Annotated in this window: 15 protein-coding genes; 10 read left to right on the top strand and 5 right to left on the bottom strand. The window is 73.9% G+C overall.

Annotated features, from left to right (window positions below; all coding sequences use genetic code 11):
* The first annotated feature begins 85 nt into the window (after positions 1-85).
* Entirely contained in the window at positions 86-355 is a 270-nt protein-coding gene (locus ACFQQI_RS06460) for a hypothetical protein (protein ID WP_378559635.1), read from the top strand.
* 4 nt (positions 356-359) lie between these two features.
* Here the strand turns inward: ACFQQI_RS06460 and ACFQQI_RS06455 are convergent, their stop codons facing one another.
* Entirely contained in the window at positions 360-1,085 is a 726-nt protein-coding gene (locus tag ACFQQI_RS06455; RefSeq protein WP_378559632.1) for a TIGR03089 family protein, read from the bottom strand.
* Positions 1,086-1,102: 17 nt separating this feature from the next.
* Here ACFQQI_RS06455 and ACFQQI_RS06450 point away from each other — a divergent pair, with 17 nt between their 5' ends.
* Entirely contained in the window at positions 1,103-2,182 is a 1,080-nt protein-coding gene (locus tag ACFQQI_RS06450; protein WP_378559629.1) for a mannose-1-phosphate guanylyltransferase, read from the top strand.
* 12 nt (positions 2,183-2,194) lie between these two features.
* Here ACFQQI_RS06450 and ACFQQI_RS06445 read toward each other — a convergent pair whose 3' ends face one another.
* The 3 genes from ACFQQI_RS06445 to cofD all read right to left on the bottom strand — a co-directional run bounded on the left by ACFQQI_RS06445 (position 2,195) and on the right by cofD (position 4,993).
* A complete protein-coding gene (locus ACFQQI_RS06445; protein ID WP_378559626.1) occupies positions 2,195-2,947 on the bottom strand; it encodes a DUF3105 domain-containing protein in 753 nt (250 codons plus the stop codon).
* Positions 2,948-3,020: 73 nt separating this feature from the next.
* Positions 3,021-3,983: a coenzyme F420-0:L-glutamate ligase gene (gene cofE / locus ACFQQI_RS06440; RefSeq protein ID WP_378559623.1), complete on the bottom strand. Its 963-nt coding sequence runs from the start codon at positions 3,981-3,983 to the stop codon at positions 3,021-3,023.
* Positions 3,980-4,993 (bottom strand): 2-phospho-L-lactate transferase, encoded by a 1,014-nt coding sequence (gene cofD, locus ACFQQI_RS06435; RefSeq protein WP_378559620.1) that lies wholly within the window; start codon positions 4,991-4,993, stop codon positions 3,980-3,982. Before cofD ends, cofE begins: the two co-directional genes overlap by 4 nt.
* A 268-nt stretch (positions 4,994-5,261) precedes the next feature.
* Between cofD and ACFQQI_RS06430 the strand changes: the two genes are divergently transcribed.
* From ACFQQI_RS06430 to ACFQQI_RS06420, 3 genes are all read left to right on the top strand, one after another.
* Complete coding sequence (locus ACFQQI_RS06430; protein WP_011754873.1) at positions 5,262-5,516, top strand: WhiB family transcriptional regulator; 255 nt, start codon at positions 5,262-5,264, stop codon at positions 5,514-5,516.
* A 100-nt stretch (positions 5,517-5,616) separates the two neighbouring features.
* Positions 5,617-8,469, top strand: a complete 2,853-nt coding sequence (locus tag ACFQQI_RS06425) for a glycosyltransferase (protein WP_378559616.1) — start codon at positions 5,617-5,619, stop codon at positions 8,467-8,469.
* Positions 8,466-9,887 (top strand): DUF5719 family protein, encoded by a 1,422-nt coding sequence (locus ACFQQI_RS06420; RefSeq protein WP_378559613.1) that lies wholly within the window; start codon positions 8,466-8,468, stop codon positions 9,885-9,887. Before ACFQQI_RS06425 ends, ACFQQI_RS06420 begins: the two co-directional genes overlap by 4 nt.
* Positions 9,888-9,909: 22 nt before the next feature.
* On the opposite strand, the gene ACFQQI_RS06415 is transcribed toward ACFQQI_RS06420, so the two are convergent.
* On the bottom strand, positions 9,910-10,362 hold the full coding sequence (locus ACFQQI_RS06415) for a metallopeptidase family protein (RefSeq protein WP_378559610.1): 453 nt from the start codon (positions 10,360-10,362) through the stop codon (positions 9,910-9,912).
* 49 nt (positions 10,363-10,411) lie between these two features.
* On the opposite strand from ACFQQI_RS06415, the gene ACFQQI_RS06410 reads away from it, so the two are divergent.
* Genes ACFQQI_RS06410 through ACFQQI_RS06390 form a run of 5 tightly spaced genes read left to right on the top strand, consistent with a single transcriptional unit; the run spans position 10,412 to position 14,573 of the window.
* Positions 10,412-10,771 (top strand): DUF3499 domain-containing protein, encoded by a 360-nt coding sequence (locus ACFQQI_RS06410; RefSeq protein WP_378559607.1) that lies wholly within the window; start codon positions 10,412-10,414, stop codon positions 10,769-10,771.
* A gap of 27 nt (positions 10,772-10,798) precedes the next feature.
* Positions 10,799-12,169, top strand: coding sequence for a phosphomannomutase/phosphoglucomutase (locus tag ACFQQI_RS06405; protein WP_378559604.1), 1,371 nt, complete (start codon positions 10,799-10,801; stop codon positions 12,167-12,169).
* Positions 12,166-12,336 carry a Trm112 family protein gene (locus tag ACFQQI_RS06400; protein WP_378559601.1) on the top strand — a complete coding sequence of 57 codons (171 nt, stop codon included), beginning with the start codon at positions 12,166-12,168 and terminating at the stop codon, positions 12,334-12,336. The genes ACFQQI_RS06405 and ACFQQI_RS06400 overlap by 4 nt, the downstream gene beginning before the upstream one ends.
* A 27-nt stretch (positions 12,337-12,363) precedes the next feature.
* Positions 12,364-13,395, top strand: a complete 1,032-nt coding sequence (locus ACFQQI_RS06395; protein ID WP_378559598.1) for an SIS domain-containing protein — start codon at positions 12,364-12,366, stop codon at positions 13,393-13,395.
* 29 nt (positions 13,396-13,424) lie between these two features.
* Entirely contained in the window at positions 13,425-14,573 is a 1,149-nt protein-coding gene (locus tag ACFQQI_RS06390) for an acyltransferase family protein (RefSeq protein WP_378559595.1), read from the top strand.
* Positions 14,574-14,575: the final 2 nt, after the last annotated feature.

Here is a 14,575-nt window from a genome sequence, read left to right as displayed (position 1 = left end):
ACTCACTTTCCCTTCCGCGCCTGCTGTGGCGCGTGTGAAAGTTGCTGTCCCGTGTGAACTTCCCCCGCACTGGAGAGCCCTTCTCATGCCACCCAGCAAGATCCGTTTCGTCACGGCCTGCCAGCAGGTCCTGGCGCTCGGCGCCGTGCTCGCGGTGCTGACGCCGGCGGCGAACGTGATCAGCCTCGACGTCGTGCACGACCAGCAGGAGCAGGGGTTCGTGACGCAGCTGACGAGCCACCGGGCGGACCGGGACGGCGACCGCTGCGCGGCACGCCACCCGGGTCACCGGGTGACGCGGGCGGACCGGGCGGACCGGGCGCGGGGCGTCGAGCGCACCAGAGCGAGGTGCTGACCGCTCAAGGGAAGCGGGCCGTGGCGCGCTCCGCGACGTACGTCGCCTCGAGCCGCTCCGGTCCGGAGTTGACGACCAGCACCAGCGAGCCGCTCTTGTCGAGCGGCTCGGTGAAGGTGGCGAGTCCCGGTGGGGAAGCCGGGTTCGCCTCCGAGAGGAGACGGCCGCCGTCGGTGAGCATGCTCCTGGCGGCGGCCGCCGCCCAGACGTCCGCCTGGGTGCGCTCGCCGTAGCCGCCCGCCGTCGCGAGGTCGTCCCCGGTGGGCGGGTCCCATGGGGTGAAGGCGTCGGGCTGCGACCACACCTCGACGCCGACGTCGTGGACGCCGGGCGGCACCGGATCCGCGAACCGGACGCCGAGAGGCAGCAGCGAGCAGGCCAGCACCGGGACCTCGTCGGCGCGCCCCGCCCACGTCGCCAGCGAGTCGGGACCGCACACGACCGCGTCGATCCCGGTGTCGTCGGGACCGACCACCGCCAGCCCGACCGTCCACGCGGCGCCGAGGAACACCGGCCCCAGCCAGTGGGGCGGCAGATCCACGCAGAGCCGCTGGCCGCGCTCGAGGTCGTGCTCCTCGGTGAGCAGCGAGGCCACCTTCGCGACCCAGTTGGCGTACGTCGTGACGGACAGCTCGACGCGCTCGCCGGTCGCGTCGTCGTAGAACGTCACCAGCGGCCGACCCGGCTCGCGTCGCAGCTGTCGACCCAGCACGTCGCCGAAGGTACTCATGCCCCTAGGGTTTCATCGTGACCTCGATCGACCACTTCTGGGCCGTCATCCCGGCCGGGGGAGCAGGCACCCGGCTCTGGCCGCTGTCGCGCTCGTCCGCCCCCAAGTTCCTCCACGACCTGCGGGGGGACGGCCGGACGCTGCTGCAGGAGACGCGCGACCGGCTCGCGCCGCTCGCCGACGACCGGATCCTGGTCGTCACCGGCGAGGCGCACCGCGACGCCGTGCTCGCCCAGCTCCCGGAGGTGGGCGCCGAGTCCGTGGTCGCCGAGCCCTCGCCGCGCGACTCGATGGCCGCCATCGGGCTCGCGGCCGCCCTGCTCGAGCGCTCCGACCCCGACGCCGTCATGGGCTCGTTCGCCGCCGACCACGTGATCGCGGACCCCGAGGTCTTCGGCGCGGCGGTACGTCGCGCGGTCGAGGTCGCCCGCGACGACTGGCTGGTCACGCTCGGCATCGAGCCGACCTTCCCGTCCTCGGCGTTCGGCTACATCCACGTCGGTGACCCGCTGGCCGGCCACGACGGTGCCGCCGCGGTGCAGGAGTTCGTCGAGAAGCCCTCGGCGGAGACCGCGGAGACCTACCTCGCGACCGGCCGCTACCGGTGGAATGCGGGCATGTTCGTCGTACGCCCGCGGGTGCTGCTGGACCTGCTGGCCGAGTGGCACCCCGGCTTCGCGGCCGACCTGCGGGCGATCGCTGCCGACCGCGCCCGGCTGCCCGAGCTGTGGCCGGGGCTGCCGAAGATCGCCCTCGACCACGCCGTCGCCGAGCCCGCTGCCGACGCGGGCCGCGTCGCCGTGGTGCCGTCGTCCTTCGCCTGGGAGGACATCGGCGACTTCGACGCGCTCGCCACGCTGCTGGAGCGGGCCGGTGCCGACCTGTCGGTGCTCGGTGGGACCGACCAGGTGCTCTCCGTGGACAGCACCGGCCTCGTGGTGCCCGCCGGCAAGCGGGTGGTCGCGGTCGTCGGGCTCGACGACGTGGTGGTCGTCGACACCCCGGACGCCCTGCTGGTCACCACGCGCGCACGCGCGCAGGAGGTCAAGCAGGTCGTCGCGGCGCTCAAGGAGTCGGGCCGCGGCGGCCTGACCTGACCGCGCAGCCGGTCAGCTCGCGTCGGGCTCGGGCGAGTCCGTGTAGGGGTACTCCTTCATGAACGCCTCGACGGCCTCGCCGCTCGGGCCGGAGCAGTACTGGAAGACACCGACCTGCTTGGTCGTGTCGGTGACGCCGTTGCCGCCGGCCGACCAGTGCGTGATGGCGACGTGCTGGCCGTCGGGGAACTTCTTGCCGTTCTCGTCGGACGAGAGCCACGGCGCGGCGATGAACTTGTCGCGGAAGTTGTCCTCGCCGAACTTCCGCGAGATCGCCTCGATGTCCTCCATGGCGGCCTCGTCGTCGGCGATGGTCTCGTCGTACCAGAGGATCGCGTAGCCGTGCTCGAGGTTGTGCACCAGCGACTCGAGGGCGGGGCGGTCCTCGGCGGTGTAGTACTTGCGGCCGAACGGCGCGGGCGCGACGCCGGCCTCGTTCCAGTGCGAGCCGAACGCCGGCGGCGCGGTGGAGTACTCCACCGGGGTGTCGACCGGGACGTGGTCCTGGTTGCCGTCGGCCTTCTTGGTCTCGATCTTCTGGCAGGCCGAGGCCGGCTCGCCGATGTCGGCCAGCGCGGTGCTGTCGAGCTCCCGCTCGTCCCACTTGTCGATGAGGATCGGTACGGCGGCTGCCCCGATGATGCCGAGCGCGACGAGGACGCAGACGGTGACGATCACCGCACCGCGGCGGCGCTCGGCGCCCTTCTGCTGCTTGCGCATCTGGTCGATGACCGCCTTGCGGTCGGTCTTGGCGGGCTTGGCCACGTCGTGTTCCTCGGTCGTGTGGAGCTGTCGCTGAGCTGTTCGGGCGGGGTCGACGGCAGAGTCTACGGGGGAGTCACACGGGCGCAGGCCGCAACCGCGCCTCGTGCGGGTTGTCGGTCGCGTTCATGGTCCATCCGTGCGCGAAGACGAGTGCCCCGAGGGCCCTGGTCAGGCCCCGGGGGTAGGTCACGACGAGGGCGCCGTCGGCCGCACCGGTGTGCGACGCCACCAGCCCGACGACCTCACGGATCGCGCTCGCGAGCTCGGTCGGCGTGGCGGGCGCGCCGAACGGGCGGCGGTCCGCCGGCTGCCCCAGGAGGGCGCGGATGACCGCCTCGCGCGCGCCGTACCCGAAGAGGTCCGCGCCGTCGGGGCGCACCAGCGCGACGGCACCGGGTCCGTGGTCGTCGGGCGGCAGCACCAGGTCGGCGCGCCCGCGGACCACGGAGAACGGGCGGCCGCCCAGCTTGCCGGTCGCGAGCTCGGCGGCGCCGGCGATCTCGTCGGCCACCGCCGGCAGCGTGACGGCGAGCGCGTTGCCGTGGGTGTCGGTGCGCCCCGCGTGGTCCTCGGCGACGACGAGTCCCGCGGCCCCGATGGCGATGTCGGTCTGGCCCTCGCGCCACGCGCGGCCCGCGGTGTCGCTGACGACGACCGCGACGTTGACCTCGTGCTGCGCGCGGATGCCCTCGCGGATCCGGCGCGCCGAGCGGTCGGGGTCCTCGGGCAGCAGCGCCACCTGGCCCCGCGGCACGTTGGAGTTGTCGATGCCGGCGGCGGCCATCGTCAGGCCGAGGCGGTTGCGCACGATCGCGGTCTCGCCGCGGCGGGCGACGACCCGCTCCGTCTCGCCGTCCAGGGCGTCCTCGCGGGTGCCCGGGCGGATCCGCCCCTCCGCCTTGCTGACCACCTTGCTGGTCACGACCAGCACGTCGCCGTCGGCGAGGTCGATGAAGGCGAGCACGAACGCCACGAGGTCGTCGCCCGGCATCACCTCCGGGACGCCGTCCGGCGCCGTGATCTCGAGCCGGCTCATCCCGCCACCAGCTCGATCGCCGCGGCGGCCATCGCCGCCGTCGCGTCGGGGTCGGTCATCATGAGCGGTACGGCGCGGCAGGCGAGCCCCGCGGCCTCGACCCGCCCGACCTGGTCGGCGTCGACCGAGTCGACCAGCCAGCCGTCGAGGACGCCGCCCTCGGCGCGCGCGCCGTAGTGGAGGCCCACCCCGGCGGCGCTCACCTCGACCCCGATCGAGCTCAGCATCTGCTCGGCCATGCCGCGCACGTGCGTGCCGCCGACGATGGGGGAGAGGCCGACCACCGGCGCCCGGGTGGCGACGATCGCCTCGCGCACCCGCGGCACGCCGAGGATCGTGCCCACCGACACGACCGGGTTTGAGGGCGGCAGCACGACGAGGTCCGCGTCGGTGATGGCGTCGATGACGCCGGGTCCGGGGGTGGACTCGTCGAGGCCGACGAAGACCAGCAGCTCGGCCGGCACCGATGCCCGCAGGCGCACCCAGTACTCCTGGAAGTGCACCACGCGCCGGCCGCTGGCGGACTCGGGGTCGGCGATCGCGACGTGGGTCTCGACCCGGTCGTCGGTCATCGGGAGCAGCCGCACCCGGCCGGCGTACGCCGGGGCGAGCCAGCGCTGGCACAGCGCGGACGTCACCTCCGAGAGCGGGTAGCCCGCCTCGAGCATCTGCGTGCGCACCAGGTGCGTGGCGATGTCGCGGTCGCCGAGGCCGAACCAGGTCGGCTCCACGCCGTACGCCGCCAGCTCGTCCTTCACGCTCCACGTCTCGTCGCGGCGGCCCCAGCCGCGCTCGGGGTCGATGCCGTCGCCGAGGGTGTACATGACGGTGTCGAGGTCGGGGCAGACCTTCAGGCCGTGGATCCACAGGTCGTCGGCGGTGTTCGCGACGACCGTGACGGTCGCGTCGGGCGCGACGCCCGGCAGCCGTCCGCCGGCGATGCCGTGGAGCAGGCCCTGGAGGAAGCGGGCCCCGCCCATGCCACCCGAGAGGACCGTGATGTTCTGCATGCGGATACCTTGCCGCACCGGGCATTTCGTCCGTCCGCCCCCTCAGGTTCAGGGCCGGCCCGCCGATGGTCGATGTGGACAGGTGGCAGGTGTCTGTACCCCTTGGGGCCATAGCAGATGCGGGGTTGACTTTCGGGGTACGACAGGCATGTAATTCCCACAATGTCGTTCTTGAGTCTCGGAGCGGTGATCCGGGCCCGGTGATCCACCGGGAGCCGCACGGGGGTCGGGGATGTGGGAGCAAGACCGGGTCGAAAGGGCGAAAGCCGTGAGAGAACTATTTCTCCTCGACGGGGACGCCGAGGAAGCTGGATGGCAGGAGCGAGCGCTCTGCGCGCAGACCGATCCCGAGGCGTTCTTCCCTGAGAAGGGTGGATCGACGCGGGAGGCCAAGAAGGTCTGCCTCACCTGCGAGGTCCGCGACGACTGCCTCGAGTACGCGCTGATGAACGACGAGCGCTTCGGCATCTGGGGCGGACTCTCGGAACGGGAGCGTCGCAAGCTCAAGAAGCGCGCCGTCTGACCGTCCTCCCGCAGGTCCGCGGGGGTTCCGACCACCGGCGGACCGGCGTGGCCGCACGCGACGGAGGGGTCCCACCACCCGGCCGTTAGGGTTCTCGATCGTGGTTCCCTCCGTCGCGGTCCTGGTCGTCAGTCATGACGGGGGGCGCTGGCTACCCGCCGTGATCGACGGGATCCGGGCGCAGCGGACGCCGATCTCGGCTGTCGTCGCGGTCGACACCGGCAGCAAGGACGACAGCGCCGACCTGCTCGAGAGCGCCTTCGGAGACGTGCTCCGGGTGAGCGGGGCCACCTCCTTCCCGGCCGCCGTCGGGCTCGGCCTCGACCGCCTGCGCGAGCGCAGCGAGGAGCCGGAGTGGGTCTGGATCCTGCACGACGACGCGAACCCCGAGCCCGGTGCCCTGGCCGCCCTCCTGGCGGTTGCGGACGCCGACCCGGACGCCGACGTGCTCGGACCCAAGCTGCGTGAGTGGCCGTCGCTCAAGCGGCTCCTCGAGCTCGGCGTGACCCTCAGCAGCACCGGCCGGCGCGAGACCGGGCTCGAGCGCGGCGAGTACGACCAGGGCCAGCACGACCATGTGCGCCAGGTGCTCGCGGTCAACACCGCCGGCATGCTGGTCCGCCGCGGCGTGCTCGAGTCGCTGGGCGGCTTCGACGAGCAGCTGCCGATCTTCGGCAACGACATCGACTTCGGCTGGCGGGCCGCCGCCGCGGGCCACAAGACGCTGATCGTCCCGGACGCCGTCGTCTTCCACGCCGAGGCCGCCCACCGGGGCGTACGGCGTACGCCGCTCACCGGGCGCCACACCCACTACCAGGAGCGCCGGGCCGCGCTCTTCACGCTGCTGGCGAACGCCCCCGGTCGCAAGCTGCCGTGGCTGGTGGTCCGGCTTGCCTTCGGCACCGTGCTGCGGATGATCGGCTTCCTGGTGGTGCGAGCGGTGGGCGAGGCGCTCGACGACCTCGCCGCGCTGCTCTCCCTCTACTCCCACCCCGGCCAGGTGCGGAAGGCGCGCAAGGCCCGCCGCCAGCAGCCCGGCGCCGACCCGCAACGGGCGGCTCCGCTTCTCTCGCCGTGGTGGGTGCCCTACCGGCACGGCCTCGACTTCGTCGGCGACCTGGCGGCCGCCGCGACCAACCAGGCGCAGGACGTCGCGGAGCGTCGTCGGGCCGCGAAGTCCGAGCGGGCTCCGGCGAGCTATGCGCCCCGGCCCCGCCCCGAGGACGAGGACATGATCGCCGAGGACACCGGCCTGCTGGCCCGGTTCCTCACCAACCCCGTGGCGCTGCTGACGGCGCTGGTCGTGGTCGTCGCCCTGGTGGGCGCGCGTGCGGCGTACGGCTCGATCGCCGGCGGCGGCCTGTCGCCGGTCCCGCACGACGCGGGCGACTGGTGGCGCCTCCACGTGGAGACGTGGCACCCGCTCGGGACCGGGACTGCGGTGCCCGCGCCGGCGTACGTGCTCCCCATGGCCCTGCTCGCGACGCTGCTGGGTGGCAGCGCGTCGGCGGCCGTCACCGTCGTCTTCGCCGGAGCTGTGCCGCTCGGCCTGTGGGGCGCGTGGCGCTTCCTCCGGGTGGTCGGCCGCCTCGTGGTCTTCACCGGCGCGTCGCGCTGGGTGCTGCTGTGGGGTGCGACGACGTGGAGCCTGGTGGCCGTCGCGAGCGGCGCCTGGGGCGACGGCCGGCTCGGGCTGGTCGTGGTCGCGGCGCTGCTGCCCTGGCTGGCGCACGCCGCGCTCGGCTTCGCCGAGCCCGCGCCCGAGCGCCGGTGGCGCGCCGCGTGGCGGGTCGGCCTGCTGCTCGCCCTGGCGAGCGCCTTCGCACCGGTGCTGTGGCTGCTCGCGGTCGTGCTCGGCCTGGTCGTCACCGCCGCGGCCGCGCTCGTGGTGCGCGGCGCCGTTCGCGACCGCTCGGTGTGGGGACCGCCCGCCGCGGCCCTCGGCGTGGTGCCGGTGCTGCTCGCGCCGTGGTGGATCCCGGCGGTCCAGCGCTCGGCCGGCGAGGCGCTCCTGCTCGACACCGGACGGCTGCCGACCCCGACCGTCGACACCCTCGACCTGCTCAGCGGCCGGTTCGAGGGCCTCGGCGCGCCGTGGTGGCTGGGCGTCGTCCTCGCCGCCCTCGCGCTGCTCGCGCTGCTGCCCCGGGCGACCCGGATCCCCGTGCTCGTGTGCTGGGTCGTCGCCCTGGTGACGGCCGTCCTCGCCGCGGTCCTCGGCGTGTTCACCGTCGACCTCGCGGCCACCTCGGTCGACGCCGGCCTCGGCGCGCTGCTGCTGGTGCTCCAGGGCACCTTCGTCGTAGCGGCGTCGATCGGGGCCGTCGGGCTCGGCGTGGAGACCGTCTCGTGGCGGCGCGCGGTCTCCGCGGTCCTGGTCGTCGTGGCGGCCGCCGTGCCGGTCGGCGGCCTCGCCTGGTGGGTGGGCTCCGACCCGGCCATCGACGACGGCATCGACACCGACATCCCCGTCTACATGGTGCAGAGCGCGGAGGAGGGCCCCGAGCGCGGCATCCTCGTGATCCGCGGAAGCGTCGACGACGGGCTCACCTACACGGTCCGCCGCGGCGACGGGATCACGCTCGGCGAGGACGAGATCATCAACCTCACCGCCGAGGACCCCGACTTCTCCGCCGTGGTCCAGGCCCTCGTCTCGCGGCCCACCCCCGAGGTGGTCGACGCGCTCGGCGGCAGTGGCATCGAGTACGTCGTGCTGCCCACGCCCGCGGACGGCGACGTCGCCGCCGTGCTCGATGCGGCGACCGGCCTGGTGCAGGCGAGCGCCGAGGAGCGGACGACCCGGGCCTGGCAGGTCGACCGGCCCCTAGACGGTGACCTGCTCGAGGGCCCGGTGTCCTGGCTGCGGATCCTGCTCCTGGTGGTGCAGGCGGCTGCCGTGGTGGTGGTCGTCGTGCTCTGCCTGCCGACCACGAACCCGAGGCGGGCAGCATGAGCCACACACAGCCGACCCGCGCCGGACGTCGTACCGCCGGCCGCGGCAGCCGCCTCAACGTGACCACCGTGCTCGCGGTGGTGCTTCCGCTGCTCAGCGTCGCGGTGCTGCTGCTGGTGCGGACCGAGGAGCCGACAACCGCGACCCATCCGCCCACGCGGACCACGCTGACGGCCGCCACGCTGGTGTGCCCCGAAGCCATGCCCGGGGCGCCCGCCGTGTCGCTCACGACCGCGGCCGACGAGGTCGACGGCTCGGTGCAGGTGGGCCTCGGCGACGACACCGAGGACGCCGACCTGACCTCCGACCGGGTCACCTCGGTCGACCGGCCGGACGCCGCGGCCGTGACCGGCGAGGACGACGCCGCCCCCGGCCTGGTGGCCGGGCGGGGCGGTGGTGACGAGCAGGCGGCGGTCAGCTGCCTGCCGCCCGCCGCGAGCCAGTGGTTCACCGGCGTCGGCGCCGGTGCCAGCCACCGGTCGGTGCTCGAGCTCACCAACCCCGACGCGGGCACGGCCGTCGCCGACGTCACGGTGCTCGGCCGCAACGGCGTCGTGGACGCACCCCGCCTGCGGGGCGTGTCCGTGCCCGGCGGCACGACCGTCCGGCTCGACCTGGCCGAGCTGATCCCGCGGACCGACGAGCTCGCGCTCGAGGTCCTCGCGGCCCGCGGTCGCATCGGTGCCACCCTGCTGGACCGCTTCGACCGCCCCGGCCGCACCGCCGCCACCGAGGACTGGATGCAGGCCGAGCTCACCCCGGCGACCACCAACCTGCTGCCCGGGCTCGCGCCCGGCCGCGGCAAGCGCACGCTCGCGATCGCCAACCCCGGCACCGACGAGGTCCGTGCGGAGATCCGCGTGGTCGACTCCGAGTCCGTCTTCACCCCCGACGGCGCCGACGACATCCGGGTGCCGCCGCAGAGCGTCAAGCGCGTCACGATCTCCTCGATCGTGAACGACGCCGTCGAGCAGGACGCCGTCGGCCTCCAGATCAGCTCGTCGGGGCCGGTGACCGCGACCCTGCGCTCGATCGTCGGCAACGACCTCTCGCTGGCCACGGCCGGCACCGCGTTCGACGACGAGGCGATGGTGGTCGTCCCCGAGCAGCCCGAGGAGGGCAACCGCGCCGCCCAGCGGCGGATCGTGCTCGCCGGTGCCACCTCCGCCGGCACCGTCACCGTCGTCGCCCGAACGGCCGACGGCGATCGGATCAGGAACGTCAAGACCGAGGTGGTGCCCGACCGCGGCACCGTCGTGAAGGTGCCCGCCCGGGCGCGGCTCATCGCCGTGCTCCCGGAGCGCACGTCGGTGACCGGAGCGGTGCTCACCAGCTCCTCGGCCGGCGCGTCGGTGCTGCCGCTCACGGTCCCGATCCGCAACGGCCTCGTCCCCGCCGTCCGCCCCGGGCTGCCGTAAGTCGCCCGCCGGGGCAGCGGCCCTACAGCCCGCCCTCGTACCGCGGGTCGACGTCCTCGGCGTCGATGCCGAGGAGCTCGGCGACCTGCTCGACGACGACGGTGAGGACCATCGCCTCGAGCTCGGCGCGGTTGTCGCAGCGGTGCTCGATGGGGCGCCGGAAGAGCACGAGCCGGGTCGGGTCGGCACCGCTGCCGCGCACGAGCGACGAGAGCGGCACCGTGCCGGAGGACCAGTCGTCCGGGACGTCCGGCGTGTCCTCCACGGCGTACTCCACCAGACCCAGCCGGTCCTGCCAGCGCCGGTCGATCTCGGTGACGATGTCGAGCGCGAGGTCGTCGAAGCGCTCGCGGGCCGTGCGCAGCTCCGGGCGCCCGGGGACCCGGGGGAGCACCGCGGGGCCGCGCATCCCGCGCCCCCGGCGGTCGCGCGTACGCCGCCTCGCCGACCCCTCCGAACCGCGCGTGTCCTCCACGCCGCGAGCCTAATCGGCACCACCGGTTGCGGGAGGTACCGTCTGCGACGTGAGTCCTGCCCGCCGCTGTTCCCGCACGGCCTGCGGCCGTCCCGCGGTGGCCACGCTGACCTACGTCTACGCCGACTCGACTGCCGTCCTGGGCCCGCTCGCCACGTACGCCGAGCCGCACGCCTACGACCTCTGCGAGGCGCACAGCGAGCGCCTCTCGGCCCCCCGCGGCTGGGAGGTGCTGCGGCTGGCCGGCGACCTCACGGCGCCCGGCCCGTCGAGCGACGACCTGCTCGCCCTGGCCGACGCCGTGCGCGAGGCGGCCCGCCCGGCGGCCCCGCTGCGCGTCGCCCCCACCCAGGAGACCGGTCGCGAGACCGGCCGCCGCGGACACCTGCGCGTCCTGACGACCGAATGAGGGTCCGCGCCCACTAGGCTCCGGGGCATGGCCGACACCCTCGACCCGGCGAACGTCAACGCCATCTTCAAGGCGTACGACGTCCGCGGCACCGTCCCCGACCAGATCGACGAGCCGCTGGCGCGCGCCGCCGGCCGAGCGTTCGCGCAGGTCGTCGGGGCGGCGACCGTCGTCGTCGGCCACGACATGCGGCCGAGCTCGCCCGGAATGGCCGGTGCGTTCGCCGAGGGCGCCACCGAGGCCGGCGCCGACGTGGTGATGATCGGGCTGGCGTCGACCGACCAGCTGTACTTCGCCTCCGGCCACCTCGGGCACCCCGGTGCGATGTTCACCGCCAGCCACAACCCGGCGCAGTACAACGGCATCAAGATGTGCCGCGCCCACGCCGTACCGGTCGGGCTGGACACGGGCCTCGCCGAGATCCGCGACCTCGTGGTCGACCCGCGCCCGGTCGTCGGCCCCGCGGGCGGGATCAGCGAGCACGACGTGCTGGAGGCGTACGCCGCGCACCTGATCACCCTCGCTCCGGTCGTCGGCCGTCGCCTCAAGGTCGTCGTCGACGCCGGCAACGGCATGGCCGGGCACACCGCGCCGGCGGTCGTCGGACGGCTCGGCGACCAGGTGGACCTGGTGCCGATGTACTTCGACCTCGACGGCACGTTCCCCAACCACGAGGCGAACCCGATCGAGCCCGCCAACCTCGTCGACCTGCAGAAGCGCGTGCTCGCCGAGGGCGCCGACATCGGACTCGCCTTCGACGGCGACGCCGACCGGTGCTTCATCGTGGACGAGCGCGGTGAGGCGGTCTCGCCGTCGACGCTGACCGCGCTGATCGCGTCGCGCGAGCTCGCCAAGGAGCCCGGCGCCACCGTGATCCACAACCTGATCACGAGCCGATCCGTCCCCGAGATCGTCACCGAGCTGGGCGGCACGCCGGTGCGCACGCGCGTCGGCCACTCGTTCATCAAGGCGACGATGGCCGAGACCGGTGCGATCTTCGGCGGCGAGCACAGCGGCCACTTCTACTTCAGGGACTTCTGGCGGGCCGACTCAGGCATGCTCGCCGCCCTGCACACGCTCGCCGCCCTCGCGGAGACCGAGCAGCCGCTGTCGGGGCTGCTCGCGCGGTTCGACCGCTACGTGCTGAGCGGCGAGATCAACTCCGAGGTCGCAGACCAGGCGGCGGTGACGGCCGAGATCGAGGCGGCGTACGCCGCGCGCGACGGCGTCACGACCGACCGGCTCGACGGCCTCACCGTCAGCCACGCCGACTGGAGCTTCAACGTCCGCCCGTCCAACACCGAGCCGCTGCTCCGCCTCAACGCCGAGGGCCGCGACGAGGAGACCATGGCCCGCGTGCGCGACGCCGTGCTCGCCCAGATCAGGAGTGACCGATGAGCGCCGACCTCGACCCGGCCCTGCTCGAGATCATCGTCTGCCCGGCCTGCCGGGCCGACCTGTCCGTCGTGGGGGAGGAGCTGGTCTGCCAGGGCTGCGGCCTGGCCTATCCCGTCCGCGACGGCATCCCGGTGCTGCTCGTCGACGAGGCGCGCAAGCCCTCCTGACGGGCTGCTGCGGAAGGGTTGGGGCCGATGGCGACCTGGTTCGACGAGTCCCGGCTCGACGACGCTGCCGCGCTCGAGGTCGGCGACCTCGTGCTGCGCACGCTGGCCGAGTCCGGCTCCCGGGTACGCCGTACCGCCGGTGAGGCCGCCGAGGCCACCGCCGACGCCGTGGCCCGTGCCGAGGACCTCGCCCGGCCCCGCGCCGTGCTGGCCGCCGGCCCGGACTCGCGGCTGCTGCGGGCGGTGCTCGAGCCGTGGTGCCCGGTCCCGTTCGTGGCCTGGCCCGCGGCCGGCCTGCCCGGCTGGGCCGGCAGCCTCGACCTCGTCGTCGTGCTCGCGCCCGACGGCGCCGACACCGGTGCCGCGTCCGCGGTCGCCGAGGCGGTACGCCGGGGCTGCCAGGTCGTCGTCGCCTGCCCTCCGGAGTCGCTGGTCGCCGACCACGCCGTCGGTCGGTGGTGCGCGATCCTGCCGGCGTCGACCCGCGACCCGCTCGCGACCGCGGTGGTCGTGCTGGAGTACCTCGACCGCGTGTCGCTCGGCCCCCGCGCCGACGCCGAGCAGGTGGCGGAGGCACTCGACGCCGTAGCGATCGCCTGCTCGCCGCACCGCGACCTCGCCGTCAACCCGGCGAAGATGCTGGCGATCGCGCTCGCCGACACCAACCCGGTCGTGTGGGGTGGCTCGGTGCTCGCCGCGCGGGCGGCCCGCCGCGTCGCCGAGTCGATCCGGCGCGCCACCGGCCGGTCGGCGCTCGCCGGCGACGCCGAGCACCTGCTGCCCCTGATCGAGGCAGCTAGGCAGCGCGACGTCTTCGACGACCCCTTCGCGGAGGGCTCGGGCGACCGGCGACCGCTGCTGGTCGTGCTCGACGACGGCGCCGACGACCCCGTCGTCCGTGAGCAGCGCGGCCGGCTGCTGGCCGCCGCCGACGAGCGCGGGGTCCGGGTCGAGACGGTCACCACCGACGCCACCACCGAGGTCGCCCGCTACGCCTCGCTGCTGCTGAGCGGCACCTACACCGCCGAGTACCTGAGAATCGGATTAGTCGAGGACTGACCGACGGCGTCGCCGGGTATCCGGAAGGCATGCCGGTCCAGAGCTCTCCCGCGACACCTGCCGCCCGCGACCCCTGGTTCGACAACGCCAAGATGATGCTGGTCACGCTCGTCGTCGTCGGCCACTCCTGGGTGATGCTGCCCGACACCGACGTCATCGAGCACCTTTACGACTTCCTCTACGCCTGGCACGTGCCGGCGTTCGTGTTCGTGACCGGCTACCTGTCCCGCGGCTTCGTGTACAGCAAGGTGCGGATGTGGCAGCTGTTCCGGACGGTCGTGGTCCCGTACCTCCTCTTCGAGTGCGCGCTGGCGCTGTTCCGCATCTACGTGGGCGGCGAGGACCTGGACGGCCTCTTCCAGGACCCGCACTGGCCGATGTGGTACCTCGCGGCCCTGTTCTTCTGGCGTCTGCTCACGCCGATCTTCCGCCCGATGTGGGGTGGGCTCATCGTTGCGGTCGGCGTCAGCCTGGTCGCCGGCCTGTACGCCGGTGACACGCTCGACCTGGCGCGGGTGCTCGGCCTGCTGCCGTTCTTCGTGATGGGCCTCAAGGCGACGCCGGAGCGGCTCGAGTGGCTCCGCCAGCGGCCGGCCCAGGTGGCCGCGGTCGCGGTGTTGGTCGGCATCTGGGTGCTGACGACGTGGACGGACGTCTGGGCGAGCACGGAGTGGCTCTACTACCGGTCGCGGTACGACGAGATGGGGTACGCCGACGACCTCCAGGCCCTGGGCACGCGGGCCCTGGTGCTCGCGATCGGCACGCTCGGCGCCTGGGCGTTCTTCGCGCTCGTGCCGCGGGTCAACGGCTGGTTCGCCCGGATGGGCGCCGCGACCCTCGTCGTCTACCTCTTCCACGGCTTCGTCGTGAAGGGCGCCGAGTTCGCCGGCTTCGGCGGCTGGGCGGACGAACGCGCCGCCATCGCGTTCGGCGTCACGACCGTCGGCTCGGTGCTGCTCGCGCTGCTGCTCGCCTGGCGCCCGGTCTCCTCGCGGCTGACCGAGCTCGTCGACCCGCTCGGCTACGCGGAGCGCCACATGAAGCACGCCGTCGCCCTTACCGCGGCGAAGGACCAGGTGCAGCCCCAGGTGCAGGCCGAGATCGAGGCGGGCGTCGACGCCGGCCTCGAGCATCCCGCCGGGGCGGGCAGCAGCCGTCAGGCTTCGGGGATGCCCTAGCA

It is taken from the genome of Nocardioides sp. GCM10030259 (assembly GCF_042666375.1).
Classification (GTDB): Bacteria; Actinomycetota; Actinomycetes; order Propionibacteriales; family Nocardioidaceae; genus Nocardioides.
The sequence above is the reverse complement of the archived record's forward strand: the minus strand, read 5'-3'. Positions and strand labels throughout refer to the sequence as shown.

Coding starts and splice junctions, on each gene's coding strand:
- ACFQQI_RS06460 (WP_378559635.1), top strand. CDS start 86: ATGCCACCCAGCAAGATCCGTTTCGTCACGGCCTGCCAGCAGGTCCTG.
- ACFQQI_RS06455 (WP_378559632.1), bottom strand. CDS start 1,085: ATGAGTACCTTCGGCGACGTGCTGGGTCGACAGCTGCGACGCGAGCCG.
- cofE (WP_378559623.1), bottom strand. CDS start 3,983: ATGAGCCGGCTCGAGATCACGGCGCCGGACGGCGTCCCGGAGGTGATG.
- cofD (WP_378559620.1), bottom strand. CDS start 4,993: ATGCAGAACATCACGGTCCTCTCGGGTGGCATGGGCGGGGCCCGCTTC.
- ACFQQI_RS06420 (WP_378559613.1), top strand. CDS start 8,466: ATGAGCCACACACAGCCGACCCGCGCCGGACGTCGTACCGCCGGCCGC.
- ACFQQI_RS06405 (WP_378559604.1), top strand. CDS start 10,799: ATGGCCGACACCCTCGACCCGGCGAACGTCAACGCCATCTTCAAGGCG.
- ACFQQI_RS06400 (WP_378559601.1), top strand. CDS start 12,166: ATGAGCGCCGACCTCGACCCGGCCCTGCTCGAGATCATCGTCTGCCCG.
- ACFQQI_RS06395 (WP_378559598.1), top strand. CDS start 12,364: ATGGCGACCTGGTTCGACGAGTCCCGGCTCGACGACGCTGCCGCGCTC.
- ACFQQI_RS06390 (WP_378559595.1), top strand. CDS start 13,425: ATGCCGGTCCAGAGCTCTCCCGCGACACCTGCCGCCCGCGACCCCTGG.